This is a genomic window from Leptolyngbya sp. KIOST-1 (assembly GCF_000763385.1).
Taxonomy (GTDB): domain Bacteria; phylum Cyanobacteriota; class Cyanobacteriia; order Phormidesmidales; family Phormidesmidaceae; genus Nodosilinea.
On sequence record NZ_JQFA01000004.1, the window covers coordinates 119787 to 136239 of the forward strand.

The following is a 16453-nucleotide window of genomic DNA, read 5'->3' on the forward strand; positions in this document are numbered from 1 at the left end:
CATCCACCCATCCACCCCCTACCCATCCACCCCCTACCCATCCACCCCCTACCCATCCACCCCTATGCCTCTCCCCGTTGTCGGTATGATCTCCAGCTACAGTGGCCTCGCCCAGTGCGACTGGCTGTGGAAGCAAAGCCCGCAGCCCTTTGGCCTGTGGGGCAACATGCAGCTACATGGGCCAGACCCCAGCCCTGACTACCTGCTGCTGTACCAGTTCAACTTTCACGAGCAGCTGGCGCCACCGCCCCGCTCCAAAGCCCAGCAGCTGCGCGATGTGCTGTCTTTCCCTAGGCCTCAAGCAGTGAATGCCCTGGACCAGCTACCGCTTCAGTTCGTCCAGGTACCCAAGGAGCGCATTGCCTTTTTGCTGCGCGAGCCGCCCCTGCCCGAGGTACGTGCCCAAAACCTGCTCAACTACGCCTACGCCCAAGACCACTGCGGCTACGTCTCCGGCCCCGACGACTCGGCCCCGGTGCCCGCCTACATGCCTGCCATCTGGTACGTGAATGTCTCGTTTCGAGAGCTTAACGAAGCTCCACCCCCCGATAAGCACAGCCCCTGCAGCTGGATCACCTCCGGCATCAACCGCACCGAGAGCCACCGCCAGCGGTTGGCGTTTTTGCAGCAGCTCCAGGAGAGCGGCGTGCCCGTCGAAGTCTATGGCCGCAATCTACCCCCCGGTACCCGCACCGCCGGCGAACTCAGCAACAAGTGGTCGGGCATGGCCCCCTACACCTACAACCTGGCGATCGAGAACTATGCCTACAACGACTGGTACGCCAGCGAAAAGCTGTGGGATGCGCTGCTGGCCTGGTGTCTGCCCATCTACTACGGCGGCGGCGCAGCGGATCAGCTCTTGCCCCCCGGCAGCTTTTTGCGCCTGCCCAGTCTGGACGATAAGGGGATTGAGTACATCCGTGAGGTGACGGCTAGCCCCGATGCGTGGCTGGAGGCAAAGGATGCGATCGCCGAAGCCCGCCAGGTAATCCTCCACAAGCTCAACCTGATGAACTGGCTTTCGGAGTGGGTGGGGCAAGCGCAGCCCTAGCCCACGGCAAACTCGGTGAACTGACGCTTAAAGGGCGAGTGAAACCCCAGCACAATGTCCTGCTTCGGCACGCCGCGATCGACCAACTCGTTGGCGATGCCGCCCTCGGTGCCGTCGTGCTGGATCCAGATTTTGCCGTCGATGATGTCGAGGTGCAGCACGCAGCCGTAGACCCGCCGCTTGTTTGACCAGCCCACGTGGACAACCTGATAGCGATCGCGCTGAAGATCGAATATCGCCTCAGCGTCAACTGCTTCATTGTTGGCTCTGATATTGCTGTATTCCTGCAACAGCTCTTGAACAAGCTGGCGGTAGTGGTTTACATCTGCCATTGGGTAATCACCTCCTCTTCTGGATCGTAGACAATTAGATGCACGCGGTAGCGCTCAACCAGCAATCGGGGCAGCTCCAGCGTGAAGAAATCGCGGTAGGTATCCATTGGAACCGCCAGATAAAGCCGTCGGTCGGCTTCGACTGCCTCTAGGGCAAGCTGATATTTGAGAAATTGGCCCAGGGCGGTGCTGAACTCGGTAGCAGTGGAGGGAGCCACAAAGCTTTTGACCTCAACGGCAATTTTTTCGTTGTTGCGTTCGGCAGCAAAAATGCGCTCGGCCCCCAAGTCGATGTACATCTCCAGCCCACCAAAGCGGAGAAACAGTGGATCGTCGGTAATTGTCCAACCGTCTTTTTCAAGGGCGCGTTTGACGGCATCGTGAAACAGGTCTTTGGCAGCCATGGGCAAACCGTATCCAGAGAATCGCAGCTCCAGCCCTATTTTAGAATCTGTCAGCCCTACAGACATTTCGGCCTGGGGAATGGGCAACTTCTCTGTAGGACTTGGTAGCAACCAGCGATAGGCAGTCAGACAGCGCTATGGACGGCATTTGTACTCTCGGCAACGATCGCGTCTACGACCAAATCGTTGCTCTGATCAACAGCATCGAGGTCTTCGCCCCAGGGATGCCGGTGTGCATTTACCCCTACGACGAGCGGGTGGAGCAGTTGCGTGAACTGGTGCAAGATCGGCCCCAGGTGACGCTCTACGACGACAGCGCCTCAATCCAGCGGTGGGATGCCTGGGTCGAGCAAATTTGGGCCACCCACCCCACCGCTCGGCAGCAGTGGGATGCGATCGGCAGTGAGGGCATTCACCGCATGGGCACCCACCGCCGCTTCTGCGCCTTCGACGGCCCCTTCGATCGCTTTATGTATATGGATGCCGATACGCTGCTGCTGGGCGATCCATCCCCGGTGTTCAACGCGCTGAATGAGTATGACTGGGTCACCTACGACTTTCAGCACAAAGACCTCAGCCATGTGTACGACGTAAACTCTGGCTGGATGGAAAAGCTGTTTCCGGCGGAACAGCTGCAGCGGCAGGCATTTTGCTCAGGGTTCTACGCCAGCCACCGAGGTTTGTTTGATCCTGACCAGGGCCAAGAGGTTTTCACCTGGCTGATATCTGGGGAAGCGGCGGTACTGTATCCTATGGCCCCCGACCAGACCATTCTCAACTACCTGGTGATGCGGTGCGGGGTGAACTCCTGCAACCTGGCGCTAACTTTGCCAGCCGACCAACGCACCGGCAACTCCGTCACCTCCAGCCACTTCACCGTTGAAAATCACCGGGTCTACGACAAGGGCGTGCCGCTGCTGTACCTGCACTACATTGGCCTGTCGTCCAAACTCTTCGCCCGCCTTTGCAACGGCGAGAACGTTGACTTGCCCTACCGCGACGTGTTTTTGCACTACCGCTATCTACAGGCCCCTGAGACTCGCCCCGCCCTGCTGGGCAAACTAGTGACAGCCAAGCCCCAGGGCTGGCGACGGTACCTCAAACCCCTGGCCCAACTGCTCCCCTAGAGGATTGCTATGACCTCGCGCGGCATATACATCACAGCCAATGACAAGGTGCTCGACCACGCGATCGCCTGCCTGAACAGCATTCGCGCCTACGACCCCAGCATCCCCGTCATGCTGATTCCCTACAACGACGACTACCAGCAGGTGGCTGAAGTGCTGGGCCGCGACTACGGCGTGGAGGTCTACCCCGATCTGGAATTTATTCAGCGCTTGTCAGAAAATTTGCACGCCATCTTTGGCGAGGGGTTCTTTGCCCGGCCCAACCAGTTTCGCAAGCAGGCCTGCTGGTTTGGCCCCTTCGATCGCTTTCTCTACATCGATACCGATGTGGTGGTATTTAGCGCGATCGCCAAAGTACTAGATTATTTGGACAGCTACGACTTCATCAGCTACGACTACCAGCACCGGGGCGGCATTCGCAACGTGTTCGCCCCCGCTGTCCTCGAGCAGGGCGTTTTCACCGCCACCGAGCTAGAGGATATGTTCAACTGCGGCTTTTGGGGGTCCAAAAAAGGGTTGGTCAGCGAGCAAGACCTCTACGACACCTTTGCCGAATGCGCCGCCCATCCCGACTACTTCGACTTTTCAGAAAAAACCTCCGACCAGCCGATCATCAACTATTTGATTCTCAAGCGGGTGGCGCGGCGCTTTAACCTGGTGCGCCAGCCCGGGGGCGGCCCCGGCAACTGGGCGGGCAGCCCCCACTTTGTGCAAGCGGGCATGACGCTGGTAGACCCCAACGTGAACAAACCCCTCGACTACCTGCACTGGGCGGGCTACCGCATTCAGCCCGGCTGCCCCTACTGGGATATTTGGGCTCACTACCGCTATCTGCGCGACCCCGACAGCCGCCCAGTGGAAGTCCCAACCGTGGCTCCATCTCCAATCAAAATCCTCAGCCGCAAGGCAGGAACGCTACTCAGCCGTTTGGGGCGGTAGCTATCTGAACCCTATGGATAGATGCCCTATTTAGAAGAGTAAAATGGCGCTATCGATTCTTGGGGGCTTTCAGTGACCATGAACATTCAAGATCCCCAAGCTGACCGTATGGCCCAGGAGTTGGCAGAACTGACCGGCCAAAGTCTAAACGATGCCGTCAAAATGGCGCTTCAGCAGGCTTTGGCTAAACTTAAAACCAGCAAAACCGCTCCGCAGCCGCGCCCTTTAGCCGACCGCCTGAATGAAATTGCCCTGCGCTGTGCGGCCCTACCGGATTATGACAACCGCAGCGCAGGCGAGATTTTGGGTTACGACAAGCACGGGCTACCCAGCTAATGGTGCCAGCTAATGGTGATTGATACTTCAGCGATCTTGGCCATTCTCTTTGCCGAATCTGAGCGAGAAACCTTTAACGAAAAGATTGCTGCTGCCACAACTCGTCTCATTTCAGCCGCCAATTTGGTGGAATGCAGCCTTGTGATTGAATCTCGCAAGCAGGCTTTGGGCCGTGCTGAGCTAGAACTGTTCGTCTATGAAGCAGAACTAACCGTAGTGGCCTTCGATCGCCTGCAAGCTGATTTGGCTGCAACAGCCTGGCGGAGCTACGGAAAGGGCGGCATCCAGCGGGCCTCAACTATGGTGATTGCTTTGCCTATGCCTTGGCTAAATCTAGAAATGAACCTCTGCTGTTTAAGGGTGACGATTTCTCTCAAACTGATCTTGCTCAGGCCTAACCCTCGCCATCTACGTGTTGCGTTGTCCCATTCAACCTAAAACAGTCGACCCTGCCGCGTTTCTCCCAAGGCCGATCGCGCTGTACCAGAAGACGCCAGGCGATCGGCGTAGCGGGTAGTCTCAGGCAGACGATATTTGGTCGTGCATTGCAATACCAGATCGATCGCGGTTTCAAGCGTGGTGTAGTGGCCTGGAGAAATGTATAGCGGTTTGGTGTTAGCCCGGTTGCGAAGGACGGCTCCAATCTGCTCCCCGCGATCCATCAGTGGCACCCAGGCGCCTTTGTCGGTCGGCACCTCGGCGTGAGTACCCACCAGGCGCGACTTGGCCACGCCCACCGTGGGGCGATCGCACAACAGCCCCAAATGCGACGCAATCCCCAATCGCCGAGGATGCGCGATCCCCTGACCATCGCAGAGCAGCACATCCGGCTCGGTTTTGAGTTGTGCCAATGCGTCCAGCACCGCAGGCACCTCCCGAAACGACAACAGCCCCGGCACGTAGGGAAATGTGGTAGGCTGCCGCACCAGTACCTCATCCACCGGAGTCAGATCGGGGAACGATAGCACCACTACGGCGGCGCGGGTAGTTTCGCCCTCATCCTCAAACCCGGCGTCGACCCCGGCAACAAAGCGAATCGGGTCGGGCAGGCGATCCTCATGGATAACCTGGGGAGCGAGGGTTTGCTGTAGGGCGATCGCCTCAGCGGGCGTGGTCGGCCAATGTTTTGGAAACTGAATCTGCATAGTGACTATGGTAGCGAGGCAGACTAGAGTAGTTGACGGGGTAAAAGAGTTAGCCATTTCCGTGGGCTTAGAGCTAGGCAATCCTGTGCAAGAGAGCTACGCTAAGAACCATAATCATGCCTAGAAAAATCCGTGAACTGAAAGCTCAGATTAGCCAAGCAGGGTTCATTTACTTACCTAAGCGAGGTAAGGGCAGTCACGAACGTTGGAAACATCCTCTGCTGCCCAAAACTCTTACTATCTCAGGCAAAGACGGTGACGATGTTCCGCGCTATTTAGAGAAGCAAGTATCACAGCTATTAGCTGAATTAAAATCAGTGCAAGAGGGCAACGAATGATGAGTCGATACACTATGGTTATTCAATGGTCGGAGGTCGATCAGCTTTTTTTAGTGACTGTTCCTGAATTTGCCGAGCGAGTGGTAATGCCCTGTACCCACGGAAAATCTCGGGAGGAAGCCATTCTAAACGGTGAAGAGGTCATTAATATGTACTTAGAGGCTTGGGGCGAAGAAGGAGAATCTATTCCTGAGCCAGATACATTACAGGTTGCCTAACTAAATAGAAACAAGCTATTGACTAACCACGCTTCACTTGCCCCTTCAGTGGTTTTCTCATTCAAATATCAGACTCTGGATTGTAACCTTCAAACTTCTGCCATGGTAGGGTGATCATGCCCTTTACTGCCTAACTTTTATGACTAATCGTCTGGCAGATTCGCCCAGTTTGTACCTGCGCAAACATGCCGAAAACCCGATCGACTGGTGGCCCTGGTGCGACGAGGCGCTGGAGCGGGCCAAGGCTGATGACAAGCCAATTTTTCTCTCGATTGGGTATTCGAGCTGTCACTGGTGCACGGTGATGGAGGGGGAGGCGTTTTCGGATGGGGCGATCGCTGCCTACATGAACGCCAACTTTATCCCGATTAAGGTCGATCGCGAAGAGCGGCCCGACCTCGACAGCATCTACATGCAGGCGCTGCAAATGCTGACCGGCCAGGGAGGGTGGCCGCTGAACGTGGTGCTACATCCTGAAACGCGGGTGCCTTTTTACGGCGGCACCTACTTTCCCATGGAGCCAAAGTATGGGCGACCGGGCTTTTTGCAGGTGCTCACCGCCCTGCGTCAGTTCTATGACACCGAGAAATCTCGGCTGGCCGAGATTACCGAGGCGGTGGTGAGTAACCTGCATCAGGGGGCGCAACTGCCTGAAACTGAAACCATTCCATCTATAGATTTGCTCTATGCCGGGCTGGGCACGAACGCCAAGATCCTCATCCCGAGCGGGCAGGGCACCTGTTTCCCCATGATTCCCTACGCTGCAGCGGTGCTGGGCGGGCTACGGCTCGACCTGGAGCTAGATATCGCCCACATCTGCGGCAAACGGGGCCGGGATATGGCCCTGGGCGGCATTTTTGACCACGTAGGCGGCGGCTTTCACCGCTATACCGTTGATCCCACCTGGACGGTGCCCCACTTTGAAAAAATGCTCTACGACAACGGCATGATTGTGGAGTACCTGGCCAATCTGTGGGCTAGCGGGCAGCGGGAACCTGCCTTTGAGCGCGCGATCGCACGCACCCACACCTGGCTAAAGCGCGAGATGACCGCTCCTGATGGCTACTTCTATGCCGCCCAGGATGCCGATAGCTTTGTCACTCGCCACGACGCCGAGCCTGAGGAAGGCGCATTTTACGCCTGGCCCTACCCGGTTTTAGAGTCGACCCTGACGGAAGAGCAGCTGCAAGCCCTGGCAGAGGCTTTTGCTCTAGCGCCGGAGGGCAACTTTGAAGGAAAGATTGTGCTCCAGCGTTCGCACTCGGACAGCCTCTCCCTCGCCGTAGAGTCGGCGTTGGATAAGCTGTTCACCCTGCGCTACGGCAGTCCAGCCGCAGCCCTGGAGACGTTCCCTCCGGCTTCTACCAACCAGGCGGCCAAAACTGAGCCCTGGCCTGGTCGCATTCCTCCCGTCACTGATACCAAGCTGATTGTGGCCTGGAATAGCCTGATGATTTCTGGTCTGGCTCGGGCGGCGGTGGTGTTGCAAAAGCCTGAGTATTTGACGACCGCCGCGATCGCCGCCGACTACATTCGCCAGCATCAATGGGTGGGCAGCCACCTGCACCGTCTGGGGTACGATGGCGTGCCCCAGGTGGCGGCCCAGGCCGAAGACTATGCCCTGCTGATCAAGGCATTTTTAGACCTGCACCAGGCTGAGCTGGCGATCGCCCACGACCCGACAGCCCAAGCCCCAGACGCGATCGCCAGTTTACCCAAAGTCGACTGGCTATCGCTCGCCATCTCAAACCAGCAAGAATTCGACCATCGCCTGTGGAGCGACGATCAGGGCGGCTACCTCAGCACCACCGCTGATGCGGATTTACTAATCCAGGAGCGCCCCCATCAGGACAGCGCCACACCAGCAGCCAATGGGGTAGCTGTCGCCAACCTGGTTCGCCTGTCTCTGCTGACCGACGACCTGGCCTACCTCGACCGCGCCGAGCATACTCTACAGGCCTTTGGCTCAGTGATACAGCAAATTCCCCGCGCCTGCCCCAGCCTGTTCGACGGCCTCAACTGGTTCCTCAACGGCACGGTGGTCAAGGCCACGGCGGCTACCATCCACGAACTAGCCGCTGAGTACTGGCCGACCACGGTTTTTTCTGTCGCCCACGACCTGCCGCCCAGAGCAGTGGGAATGGTGTGTCGAGGCACTAAATGTCTGTCCGTGGCCGAGTCTGTCGATAAACTAAGGGAGCAGCTGAGCTAATTTTGGATTTTAGATTGGCGATTTTAGATTGAATGGCAGTCAACCCCTCCAAAACCCAAAATCTAAAATCCAAAATATTCCCCTTTCCCCCTCCCCCCATGCCCCACAATCCAGTGCTGTACGAGGTTCTGCGCGATCGCATCCACCAGTCGCCCCAGGGCCGCATTCCCTTTGCCGAGTTTATGGAGCTGGCGCTGTACCACCCCCAGGGCGGCTACTACACCACCAAAGACGCCATCCTGGGGTTTGAAGGAGATTTTGTCACCTCCGCCCACCTGGGCCACGACTTTGGTGAGCTGATAGCTACTCAATTTGCCGAAATGTGGGCGCATTTGGAACGTCCCAATCCCTTCGCTCTAGTAGAAATGGGCGCTGGTCAGGGGTTGATCGCCGCCGATGTGCTGAGTACTTTGCAAAACCACTTTCCCGGCTGCTTTGCCGCCCTAGATTTTCAAATTGTCGAAAAATCTGACCAATTGCGAGTGGCCCAGGAGCGACGTCTTTCACCGTGGGCTGGCAAAGTCAGCTGGCTAACTTTAGAAGACATCGCCGATGACAGCATCACCGGCTGCCTGTTTTCGAATGAACTGGTCGATGCCCTACCCGTACATCAGGTCGTGATTACAGAATCAGGGCTGCAAGAGGTCTATGTCACTCTGACCGATGGCCCAGATTCACCCGTGCGAGAAGTTGTGGATGCCCCCTCCACCCCACGCCTGGCCGATTATTTTACGTTTGTGGGTATCGATCTGGCTGACGCGCAGTACGCCCCCGGCTACCGCACCGAGGTTCACCTGGCCGCGCTGGGCTGGATGAAAACCGTCGCCGCCAAGCTGCATCGAGGCTACGTACTCACTATTGATTACGGATACCCTGCCAGCCGCTACTACAGCCGCGCTCGCGCCCAGGGCACGCTCCAGTGCTACTACCAGCACGCCCACCACAACGACCCTTACAGCCATCTGGGCTACCAGGACATTACCGCCCACGTCAACTTCACGGCGCTAGAGCGTCAGGGGGAGCGCTGTGGTTTAGAAACCCTGGGGGCAACACAGCAGGGGATGTTTCTGATGGCGCTGGGGCTGGGCGATCGCCTCACAGCCCTGGGCCAGATCCAGGCCAGCGACCCCGCCACCGTCAACCTCGCCATTCAGCGGCGCGATCGCCTGCACCAGCTGATCAACCCCATGGGGCTGGGCAATTTTGTGGTGCTGGTGCAGGGTAAGGGGCTGGCGGATCGGGCCAAAACCCTAAAAGGACTTACCGTTCCACCATTGATCTAGCCCAGGCCAAACAGTGGCGCAAAAAAAGCCCCCCGACAAGATCGGAGGGCGACGTCACAGGCGCAGGTAAACTCTGTGGCAGTCAATATGGGGCGGTAGTTCCGCCCATGACATCAGATAGAGATCCAGCCGAACCAGGACAGCACCACCGCCACCGCTATCAGGCTGAAGAAGATGGCCAAACCTGCCGTCACGGCCCCAGCCGCTTTGCGCACGCCGTCGGGCGTTTCCATCCAAGCGCCCTGCTCAATGCGGCGATCGCTCGAAAAGTCGTAGCCCAGGGCCTCCAGGGTGGTCAGGTGGTCGCGGGTGTAGCGGGGCATGCGCTCAAAGGGCAGGTCGCCCTGCGATCGCTGGGGCAGCACTCGCCGCCGCTGGTACGGGACCGTGCGATCGCCAAAGTTAGTCATATATTCTTCGCTGCCCATCAGGGCATCGACCAATCCCTCAACGCCCTTGGTCGCCAGCACAATTGACCAGGCCAAGGTTTCCTTGTCGTCATAGACCTGGCGACCGAGCAGGCGCTGCACACACAGTTCTGCAAAGCGATAGTTGTTATTGACTTCGTAGTTCCAGGTGCGAAAGGCATCGGAAACGACCAACCCCCGCACAAAATCTTTGACCGAAATCAAACCACCCCGCAACTGCGATTCCAGCAGCGTTTGGCGGTTGCTCTTCAGCATTTGCTGCTCATGAAAAATCTGTCGATAGGCTGCCGTTACAATGGCGTCAACATCGCTCCTATCGTGGTTTTGCTCCAGTGTAAAAATTTTAGACTGTTCATCTCCCGGCACTTCATAGCCCACCACGCGCTGGTTTTGGCTACTGGGAGCATAGGCTAATAGCGGCAAAGTCACAACCAGTTGTCCTCCATTGGCTAAACAAGACTGCTGTTGCTGAAGACCCGCAGAAGTTTGACGGCCAAGGTTTCAGCCATTACCCACGAACCCTGAACAACGCTTGAGCCTAAACCGCAACCCGTGCGATTGGCTCAAAAACAGCTAGGACTTAGCCTAGGAGAAACGGGGATCAAAGATTTGTCTTTCGACAGAGAGAGAAACAAACAGTTATGTTTCTTCAAGAATGTTTCAGCGGTTCCATTTTTGGTCGGAAAAAATAAAAACTAGGCCTGGAGCATCTTCGGAACCCAGACGGCCCATAGTCTGCCCCAGCCGTCCGGGAGGCCTAATTCCCTTCAACCACCTGCGCTCCGGCAAAGCCTTTTCTGGCTGCAGTCAGACCTCGCTGAGGCACAGTTAGTTTGCCGCCGATGTAGAGCCGTAGTCACGCTGGCGAGGACACCCACACCTCCCGAATGTTCAAACGTTTGAACGTTCACCAGGAGAAGGTTTCAACCGGACCAGCTACAGCTATGTTTAAGTCAGACCCGGGCGGTAGCCCACGGCTCACCAGCCAAAGGCTGAGACAGGGGCCTGGGACGATGCCTGGACTTCCTCGGCTCCAGCGGCAGACTCAGCCAGGCGCGACTCGGCACAAAAGGAGGCCGTGCTAAAGCCGCCAAACCGCTTCACCACGCTGGTGCGCAGCCGCAGGTTGGGATTGGCAAACCAAAACCGCTCGACCGAGCTCATGGTTTCGTATTCCGTGATCAGCAGCAGACCACCATCCCCATCAATTTCGTAGCGACCAATCACAGGCACAATTTCAGCGTAGCCGCGCTCGCGCAGCAGCTGCCCTCGGCTGGGGTCTTCCGCATCGGGCACCAGGGCAAAGACCGTGCTGCCCGTATGGTTCTCATCGTCCTTGTCCCAGGCCATCGCTCCGGCCCAGGTGACGTAGGCCCCCCCGACCGCCAGGGCCGGATCGACATCGTGCAACTGGCAAATTTCGACCACGCTGGGGTGTCCCTGGTCGAGGGCTTCTACTGAAATCTTAGAGCCTCCTAGCTCGGCCCGTCGAAAGGGCAGGTGATGGGTCGTGCGCTGGGAGTTCCACTGGCCCGCACTCATGCGGAAAAAGTCCATTACATCCATTACAGCCATGGGGCAGGTTTCTATTACGTATACTGACTAGCGCTCTCAGAAATGCGTCAACTCTGCCCCGCAATGGGGTTGCTGAGTTGACCTGAGTAGATCATACCGCTGAGCCAGGGGCAACGCCGTCGATCTTGACGGGCGGCGGCGCAAAACTAGCGCGATCGCCCCTGCGAAGAGGGGTTCAGCCCCCGATAAACCTGCTCCCAGGCGATCGCATCCCAACCTTGCCTCGGCCCCATTGTTGCGAAATATTACAACACCTGAGAGGGCCAGGAGGATTTCACAGAGTGGCTGGAGTGCCTGCGGTAGCTAAATTCTTTCGCTTTGCCCCCGGTCCAACGATAGCTTTTCCTTAATAACTTGTAAAAGACAAAGACACAATGGCGGTGTATAAACAATTTTGGAGGGTTAATTGAATTAGCGAAAGCCAATTCAGGCAACGGTTTCGAGGAATGTTGCGGATCTCTTACAGAACCACCCTTCCTCCCTCTCATCCACCTCCTCTCCAAGGGATATTGAGCTGTTTATGTAGAAGCTTGAACAACCTTGAAGAAATGTAACCTAGATGAGAAAACCGAACACGCTGATCTTTAAGATCCTTCCTATAGATTGGTTAGGCAGCTCCGGCTGAACTAATGATTAACTCGGTCCTCTGGACATCTTCAGGGGCCACTTTCAAGCAAACTCAGCGACAAAAATATTAGGAGATTTGAGTCGATGTTTGACGCATTCACTAAAGTCGTTTCCCAAGCTGACGCACGAGGCGACTTCCTCTCCACCGATCAGATTGATGCTCTGCAGCGCATGGTTGCCGACAGCAACAAGCGCATGGACGCCGTGAACCGCATCACCAGCAACTCTTCCAAGATCGTTTCTGATGCTGCTCGCGCTCTGTTCGCTGAGCAGCCCCAGCTGATCGCTCCCGGTGGCAATGCCTACACCAACCGTCGTATGGCTGCTTGCCTCCGCGACATGGAAATCATCCTGCGCTATGTGACCTACGCCGTCTTCTCCGGCGACGCCAGCGTTCTCAACGATCGCTGCCTGAATGGCCTGCGCGAGACCTATGTTGCTCTGGGCACCCCCGGCGCTTCTGTGGCTGCTGGCGTTGAGAAAATGAAGGCCTCTGCCATCGGTATCGTGAACGACACCAGCAACATCACCCAAGGTGATTGCAGCTCCCTCGTTTCCGAGATCGGCAGCTACTTCGACCTGGCTGCGGCTGCGGTTGCTTAGGTCTAGCTAAGCCTTAGCCGGTTTGCGCCGCCTGATTTGCTCAATATTTGAGTTTAGTCACGCTGCGCTGGCCTCTCATTCGTTTATTCGCTGTGAAGACCATAGAAGGAGAACCTTAAGACTATGAAAACCCCTTTGACCGAAGCCGTAGCTGCTGCTGATTCCCAGGGCCGTTTCCTGAGCAGCACCGAAATGCAAACCGCCTTTGGCCGTTTCCGCCAGGCTCAGTCTGGTCTGGAAGCTGCTAAAGCTCTGACCAGCAAGTCTGACTCCCTGGTGAGCGGCGCTGCTCAAGCCGTGTACAACAAGTTCCCCTACACCACCCAAATGCAGGGCGCTAACTACGCAGCTGACGAGCGCGGCAAAGCTAAGTGCTCTCGCGACATCGGCTACTACCTCCGCATGGTCACCTACTGCCTGATCGCTGGCGGTACCGGCCCCATGGATGAGTACCTGGTGGCTGGCCTGGACGAAATCAACAGCACCTTCGAACTGTCTCCCAGCTGGTACGTGGAAGCTCTGAAGTACATCAAAGCTAACCACGGTCTGTCTGGCGACGGTGCCGTTGAAGCCAACTCCTACATCGACTACGCCATCAACGCTCTAAGCTAGGTTGGCCATTTGCCCGGAGGGGCAGACAGTTGTTAGCGACTTGTTAGCGATTGTTTGTTGCTCCGGGCATTGTTGTATCTATACGCCCAAGGAGGCAACCATGGCAGTAACCACTGCAGCGGGACGCCTTGGCGTTTCGCCCTACAGCGAGTCAATGCGAGTTGAGCTGCGGCCCAACTGGACCGAAGGTGATGTAGAAGCGGTCATCCGTGCCGCCTATCGTCAGGTATTCGGCAACCAGTACATCATGGCCAGTGAGCGCAACACCAGCGCCGAGTCGCTGCTCCGGCAAGGAGACATTTCAGTTCGCGATTTTGTCCGGGCCTTGGCCCTGTCTGACCTGTATCGGGACAAGTTTTTCCTGAGCGGTCCACAAAATCGGTTTATTGAGCTGAACTATAAGCACCTGCTGGGTCGGGCGCCCTACAGCCAGGACGAAATCGCATTTCATACCGATCTTTATAATACCCACGGCTACGCAGCGGAAATCAACTCCTACCTCGATTCCGCCGAGTACCGCGACAGCTTTGGGGACAGCGTTGTGCCCTACTATCGCGGCCACCTGACCCAGCGCAGCCAAAAAACCGTCGGGTTTACCCGCTTCTTCCAGCTCTATCGAGGCTATGGTACCAGCGATCGCGCCCAGGGGGTTCGGTCTCAGCTCGTATCCGAAGTTGCCCGCAACTCCGCCTCGCCAGTAGGAAGTGGTGCTACCGGAGCCGCCATCGTAGGCGGATCTGGCGGCAACCGAGAGCGACTCTACCGGGTTCGGGTCACCCAGGCCGCTGTGGCCGGGAGCCCCCAGGTGCGCCGCACCTGCACTGAGTTTTTGGTGCCCTACGAGCAGCTCTCGCGCAAACTTCAACAAGTTAACCGCGCCGGCGGTCGGGTAACCAAGGTCGACCCGGCCTAGGACAGCGGCTTTGACGCCGTATCTGGCGGAGTACTGGGTTCCACGGTTGTGGAGCTTTTGGGGCTGGCGCTCTGGGGCAGGGTTGGCGCAGGCCATTAGGTCTGCGCAATCTCTGAATCAAGGCTGGGTCTGGGGTGCTGCGCCAGTTTTTATTCTGCTGTTTTGATTTCGCTGTGTTGAATTCGGAGTGGGTTTGGCCCACTGTGCTGATAAGGAGGATAATCCTGTGCCTATTACAACGGCAGCATCCCGGCTGGGAACGGCTGCATTTAGTGAAACCTCGCCCGTGGAGCTACGCGCCAACTGGTCTCCCGAAGACGCCGAAGTGGTGATTCGGGCCGTGTACCGCCAGCTTCTGGGTAACGACTACCTGATGAAATCTGAGCGCCTGGTCGGTGCCGAGTCGCTGCTGAAGAATGGCTATATCAGCGTTCGCGACTTTGTGCGGGCTGTGGCCAAGTCGGAGCTGTATAAAGAAAAATTCTTCTACCCCAACTTCCAAACCCGGGTGATTGAGCTGCACACCAAGCACCTGCTGGGCCGCGCCGTCTACGACGAGGCCGAGGTGGTCGAGCACCTCGATCGCTACGAAACCGAGGGCTACGACGCTGACGTAGACTCCTTCATCGACAGCGAAGAGTACCAGGCCAACTTTGGCGACAACGTGGTGCCCTACTACCGCAGTTTCGTCTATCAGCCGGGCCAGCGCTCCGTGGGCTTCACCCGCATTTTCCAGGTGTACCGGGGCTATGCCACCAGCGATCGCGCCCAGTCAGGCGGCAAGAAGTCTCGCCTGGCGGGCGAGCTGGGCCGCAACACCTCTTCGTCGGTGATTCCCCCCACCAGCGCGGCGGCGGGCTGGTCGGCCCAGGCCAACAAGCTGGCTACCCCCAGCCAGGCCCTGGGTGGGTCCACCCCCTACGGAGCCAGCGCCGGTAAGGTGTACCGGGTAGAAGTGGTGGGGGCCAACCTGCCTCGCTACCCCAAGGTGCGGCGGATCAATACCGCCTACCTGGTGCCCTACGAACAGCTGTCGGCCAAGCTGCAGCAGATCCACAAGCAGGGCGGCCGCGTCACCAGCGTTACCGCCGCCAGCCTCTAGGTTTATCAGCCGTTGGGCAAATCTCTAGGTTTGCCCAACGGTTTTTTATCGCCGTATTCGAGATCTCGCAACGACCAGGAGAGTTTCCTATGCTCGCTCAAAATGCCTTTGGCAGTCAGACCACTTCCCCCTCGGGCAACCGGGTTTTTCTCTACGAAGTTGAAGGGCTGCGCCAAAACGACGCCACCGATCAAAACAACTACCCCATTCGCAAGAGCGGCAGCACCTTTATCAAGGTGCCCTACAGCCGTATGAACGAAGAAATGCAGCGGATTACCCGCATGGGCGGCAAAATTGTCAGCATTCAGCCTCTGGCGTCTGACTAGACGACCTGCGTTTCGCTGGAGACCCGATCATTATGGAGCAGGAGTCGCAACCGCCAATTCAGGCCGGTGGTGAGCCGCTGACGGTTGAGCAGGCCCTTGCGAACCTGCGCCAGACGGTGGATACGGGACTGCGCTACTATGCCGCCTGGTGGCTAGGGCGCTTTCGTGTGTCGGAACCTGCAGCGGTTGAGGCGCTGGTGGCGGCGCTGGAGGATGAGGCCGATCGCGCCCCCGACGGGGGGTACCCGCTGCGGCGCAACGCGGCTCGGGCCCTGGGCAAGCTGGGCGATCGCCGCGTCGTACCTGCCTTAATTCAGTGCTTGGACTGCGACGACTACTACGTGCGCGAATCGGCCGCCCAGGCCCTGGAGGCGCTGGGGGATCCGCAGCCGATTTCAGCGCTGCGGGCCCTGCTGGCGGGGGGAGTGGTCGCCGCCGTAGGCGTCCCCGGCAAGCCCCACCTGGTTCAGCCCTATAACGCCGTACTCGAAGCCCTGGGCAGCCTCGGCGCGACTGAGGCGATTCCAGAGATCACGCCGTTTCTGGAGCATGAGGTAGCCCAGGTGCAAAATGCGGCCGCCCGGGCGCTCTACCAGCTGACCGGCGATACCACTTACTGCGATCGCCTGATGGAGCGCCTGCAGGAGCCCAACCTCCAGCTCAGGCGATCGGCAATGATGGATTTGGGCGCGATCGGGTATTTGCCAGCGGCGGGGGCGATCGCCGCTACCCTGGCCGAAAACAGCCTCAAGCTGATTGCCCTGCAGGGGGTTTTGGAGTCACACCTGCGCCAGTCGGGCTTTCCCCACGGTGGCCTAACCGACGAGGCCCGTCAGGTGCTGGTGCTGATGGACGATCTGCTCTAGCCTGGAGCGGGGGCAT

The 16453-nt window shown here is 57.9% G+C and carries 20 protein-coding genes; 15 read left to right on the plus strand and 5 right to left on the minus strand.

The genetic code is table 11. The features are described 5' to 3' along the window. The first annotated feature begins 64 nt into the window (after positions 1-64). Positions 65-1051, plus strand: coding sequence for a glycosyltransferase family 10 domain-containing protein (locus tag NF78_RS17630; RefSeq protein WP_035990412.1), 987 nt, complete (start codon positions 65-67; stop codon positions 1049-1051). On the opposite strand, the gene NF78_RS17635 is transcribed toward NF78_RS17630, so the two are convergent. Then, on the minus strand, positions 1048-1383 hold the full coding sequence (locus NF78_RS17635) for a XisI protein (RefSeq protein ID WP_035990414.1): 336 nt from the start codon (positions 1381-1383) through the stop codon (positions 1048-1050). The two genes, NF78_RS17630 and NF78_RS17635, sit on opposite strands and share 4 nt — an antisense overlap. Next, complete coding sequence (locus NF78_RS17640; protein WP_035990417.1) at positions 1371-1787, minus strand: XisH family protein; 417 nt, start codon at positions 1785-1787, stop codon at positions 1371-1373. The genes NF78_RS17635 and NF78_RS17640 overlap by 13 nt, the downstream gene beginning before the upstream one ends. A gap of 137 nt (positions 1788-1924) precedes the next feature. Here NF78_RS17640 and NF78_RS17645 point away from each other — a divergent pair, with 137 nt between their 5' ends. The 4 genes from NF78_RS17645 (at position 1925) to NF78_RS17660 (ending at position 4627) form a co-directional block, all read left to right on the plus strand. After that, positions 1925-2914 (plus strand): Npun_R2821/Npun_R2822 family protein, encoded by a 990-nt coding sequence (locus NF78_RS17645; protein WP_035990420.1) that lies wholly within the window; start codon positions 1925-1927, stop codon positions 2912-2914. 9 nt (positions 2915-2923) lie between these two features. Next, the gene (locus NF78_RS17650) at positions 2924-3853 is read left to right on the plus strand and encodes an Npun_R2821/Npun_R2822 family protein (protein ID WP_035990423.1); all 930 of its coding nucleotides are present in this window, start codon (positions 2924-2926) and stop codon (positions 3851-3853) included. A 78-nt stretch (positions 3854-3931) separates the two neighbouring features. Then, positions 3932-4189: a type II toxin-antitoxin system VapB family antitoxin gene (locus NF78_RS17655; protein ID WP_052050700.1), complete on the plus strand. Its 258-nt coding sequence runs from the start codon at positions 3932-3934 to the stop codon at positions 4187-4189. A gap of 12 nt (positions 4190-4201) precedes the next feature. Next, positions 4202-4627: a type II toxin-antitoxin system VapC family toxin gene (locus NF78_RS17660; protein ID WP_263970644.1), complete on the plus strand. Its 426-nt coding sequence runs from the start codon at positions 4202-4204 to the stop codon at positions 4625-4627. Here the strand turns inward: NF78_RS17660 and nfi are convergent. Further along, a complete protein-coding gene (nfi, locus tag NF78_RS17665) occupies positions 4624-5334 on the minus strand; it encodes a deoxyribonuclease V (protein ID WP_035990427.1) in 711 nt (236 codons plus the stop codon). The genes NF78_RS17660 and nfi overlap by 4 nt on opposite strands. A 116-nt stretch (positions 5335-5450) precedes the next feature. Here nfi and NF78_RS29695 point away from each other — a divergent pair, with 116 nt between their 5' ends. The 4 genes from NF78_RS29695 (at position 5451) to NF78_RS17680 (ending at position 9385) form a co-directional block, all read left to right on the plus strand. Continuing rightward, on the plus strand, positions 5451-5672 hold the full coding sequence (locus tag NF78_RS29695) for a type II toxin-antitoxin system HicA family toxin (protein ID WP_072016171.1): 222 nt from the start codon (positions 5451-5453) through the stop codon (positions 5670-5672). Between the two features lie 14 nt (positions 5673-5686). Beyond that, the gene (locus NF78_RS17670; protein WP_263970645.1) at positions 5687-5890 is read left to right on the plus strand and encodes a type II toxin-antitoxin system HicB family antitoxin; all 204 of its coding nucleotides are present in this window, start codon (positions 5687-5689) and stop codon (positions 5888-5890) included. A gap of 139 nt (positions 5891-6029) precedes the next feature. Continuing rightward, entirely contained in the window at positions 6030-8102 is a 2073-nt protein-coding gene (locus NF78_RS17675; RefSeq protein WP_035990429.1) for a thioredoxin domain-containing protein, read from the plus strand. 98 nt (positions 8103-8200) lie between these two features. Next, a complete protein-coding gene (locus NF78_RS17680; RefSeq protein WP_035993165.1) occupies positions 8201-9385 on the plus strand; it encodes a class I SAM-dependent methyltransferase in 1185 nt (394 codons plus the stop codon). Positions 9386-9498: 113 nt separating this feature from the next. Here the strand turns inward: NF78_RS17680 and NF78_RS17685 are convergent, their stop codons facing one another. After that, complete coding sequence (locus tag NF78_RS17685; protein ID WP_035990431.1) at positions 9499-10242, minus strand: phycobilisome rod-core linker polypeptide; 744 nt, start codon at positions 10240-10242, stop codon at positions 9499-9501. A 549-nt stretch (positions 10243-10791) separates the two neighbouring features. Beyond that, on the minus strand, positions 10792-11388 hold the full coding sequence (locus NF78_RS17690; RefSeq protein ID WP_035990433.1) for a phycobiliprotein lyase: 597 nt from the start codon (positions 11386-11388) through the stop codon (positions 10792-10794). Positions 11389-12099: 711 nt separating this feature from the next. Between NF78_RS17690 and NF78_RS17695 the strand changes: the two genes are divergently transcribed. From NF78_RS17695 to NF78_RS17720, 6 genes are all read left to right on the plus strand, one after another. Beyond that, complete coding sequence (locus NF78_RS17695) at positions 12100-12618, plus strand: phycocyanin subunit beta (protein ID WP_035990435.1); 519 nt, start codon at positions 12100-12102, stop codon at positions 12616-12618. 123 nt (positions 12619-12741) lie between these two features. Then, positions 12742-13230, plus strand: a complete 489-nt coding sequence (gene cpcA / locus NF78_RS17700; RefSeq protein ID WP_035990438.1) for a phycocyanin subunit alpha — start codon at positions 12742-12744, stop codon at positions 13228-13230. Positions 13231-13330: 100 nt separating this feature from the next. Beyond that, positions 13331-14143, plus strand: a complete 813-nt coding sequence (locus NF78_RS17705; RefSeq protein WP_035990440.1) for a phycobilisome linker polypeptide — start codon at positions 13331-13333, stop codon at positions 14141-14143. 226 nt (positions 14144-14369) lie between these two features. Beyond that, positions 14370-15245 carry a phycobilisome linker polypeptide gene (locus NF78_RS17710; protein ID WP_035990442.1) on the plus strand — a complete coding sequence of 292 codons (876 nt, stop codon included), beginning with the start codon at positions 14370-14372 and terminating at the stop codon, positions 15243-15245. Positions 15246-15334: 89 nt separating this feature from the next. Next, the gene (locus tag NF78_RS17715; protein ID WP_035990444.1) at positions 15335-15571 is read left to right on the plus strand and encodes a phycobilisome linker polypeptide; all 237 of its coding nucleotides are present in this window, start codon (positions 15335-15337) and stop codon (positions 15569-15571) included. A gap of 32 nt (positions 15572-15603) precedes the next feature. After that, positions 15604-16437 (plus strand): HEAT repeat domain-containing protein, encoded by an 834-nt coding sequence (locus NF78_RS17720; RefSeq protein WP_035990446.1) that lies wholly within the window; start codon positions 15604-15606, stop codon positions 16435-16437. Positions 16438-16453: the final 16 nt, after the last annotated feature.

What these genes read in the sequence shown, in the direction of transcription:
- NF78_RS17720 (WP_035990446.1), top strand. Translation starts at nt 15,604, where the DNA reads ATGGAGCAGGAGTCGCAACCGCCAATTCAGGCCGGTGGTGAGCCGCTG.
- NF78_RS17630 (WP_035990412.1), top strand. Translation starts at nt 65, where the DNA reads ATGCCTCTCCCCGTTGTCGGTATGATCTCCAGCTACAGTGGCCTCGCC.
- cpcA (WP_035990438.1), top strand. Translation starts at nt 12,742, where the DNA reads ATGAAAACCCCTTTGACCGAAGCCGTAGCTGCTGCTGATTCCCAGGGC.
- NF78_RS17655 (WP_052050700.1), top strand. Translation starts at nt 3,932, where the DNA reads ATGAACATTCAAGATCCCCAAGCTGACCGTATGGCCCAGGAGTTGGCA.
- NF78_RS17680 (WP_035993165.1), top strand. Translation starts at nt 8,201, where the DNA reads ATGCCCCACAATCCAGTGCTGTACGAGGTTCTGCGCGATCGCATCCAC.
- NF78_RS17670 (WP_263970645.1), top strand. Translation starts at nt 5,687, where the DNA reads ATGGTTATTCAATGGTCGGAGGTCGATCAGCTTTTTTTAGTGACTGTT.
- NF78_RS17690 (WP_035990433.1), bottom strand. Translation starts at nt 11,388, where the DNA reads ATGGCTGTAATGGATGTAATGGACTTTTTCCGCATGAGTGCGGGCCAG.
- NF78_RS29695 (WP_072016171.1), top strand. Translation starts at nt 5,451, where the DNA reads ATGCCTAGAAAAATCCGTGAACTGAAAGCTCAGATTAGCCAAGCAGGG.
- NF78_RS17640 (WP_035990417.1), bottom strand. Translation starts at nt 1,787, where the DNA reads ATGGCTGCCAAAGACCTGTTTCACGATGCCGTCAAACGCGCCCTTGAA.
- nfi (WP_035990427.1), bottom strand. Translation starts at nt 5,334, where the DNA reads ATGCAGATTCAGTTTCCAAAACATTGGCCGACCACGCCCGCTGAGGCG.
- NF78_RS17705 (WP_035990440.1), top strand. Translation starts at nt 13,331, where the DNA reads ATGGCAGTAACCACTGCAGCGGGACGCCTTGGCGTTTCGCCCTACAGC.
- NF78_RS17675 (WP_035990429.1), top strand. Translation starts at nt 6,030, where the DNA reads ATGACTAATCGTCTGGCAGATTCGCCCAGTTTGTACCTGCGCAAACAT.
- NF78_RS17715 (WP_035990444.1), top strand. Translation starts at nt 15,335, where the DNA reads ATGCTCGCTCAAAATGCCTTTGGCAGTCAGACCACTTCCCCCTCGGGC.
- NF78_RS17650 (WP_035990423.1), top strand. Translation starts at nt 2,924, where the DNA reads ATGACCTCGCGCGGCATATACATCACAGCCAATGACAAGGTGCTCGAC.
- NF78_RS17635 (WP_035990414.1), bottom strand. Translation starts at nt 1,383, where the DNA reads ATGGCAGATGTAAACCACTACCGCCAGCTTGTTCAAGAGCTGTTGCAG.
- NF78_RS17645 (WP_035990420.1), top strand. Translation starts at nt 1,925, where the DNA reads ATGGACGGCATTTGTACTCTCGGCAACGATCGCGTCTACGACCAAATC.
- NF78_RS17695 (WP_035990435.1), top strand. Translation starts at nt 12,100, where the DNA reads ATGTTTGACGCATTCACTAAAGTCGTTTCCCAAGCTGACGCACGAGGC.
- NF78_RS17660 (WP_263970644.1), top strand. Translation starts at nt 4,202, where the DNA reads ATGGTGATTGATACTTCAGCGATCTTGGCCATTCTCTTTGCCGAATCT.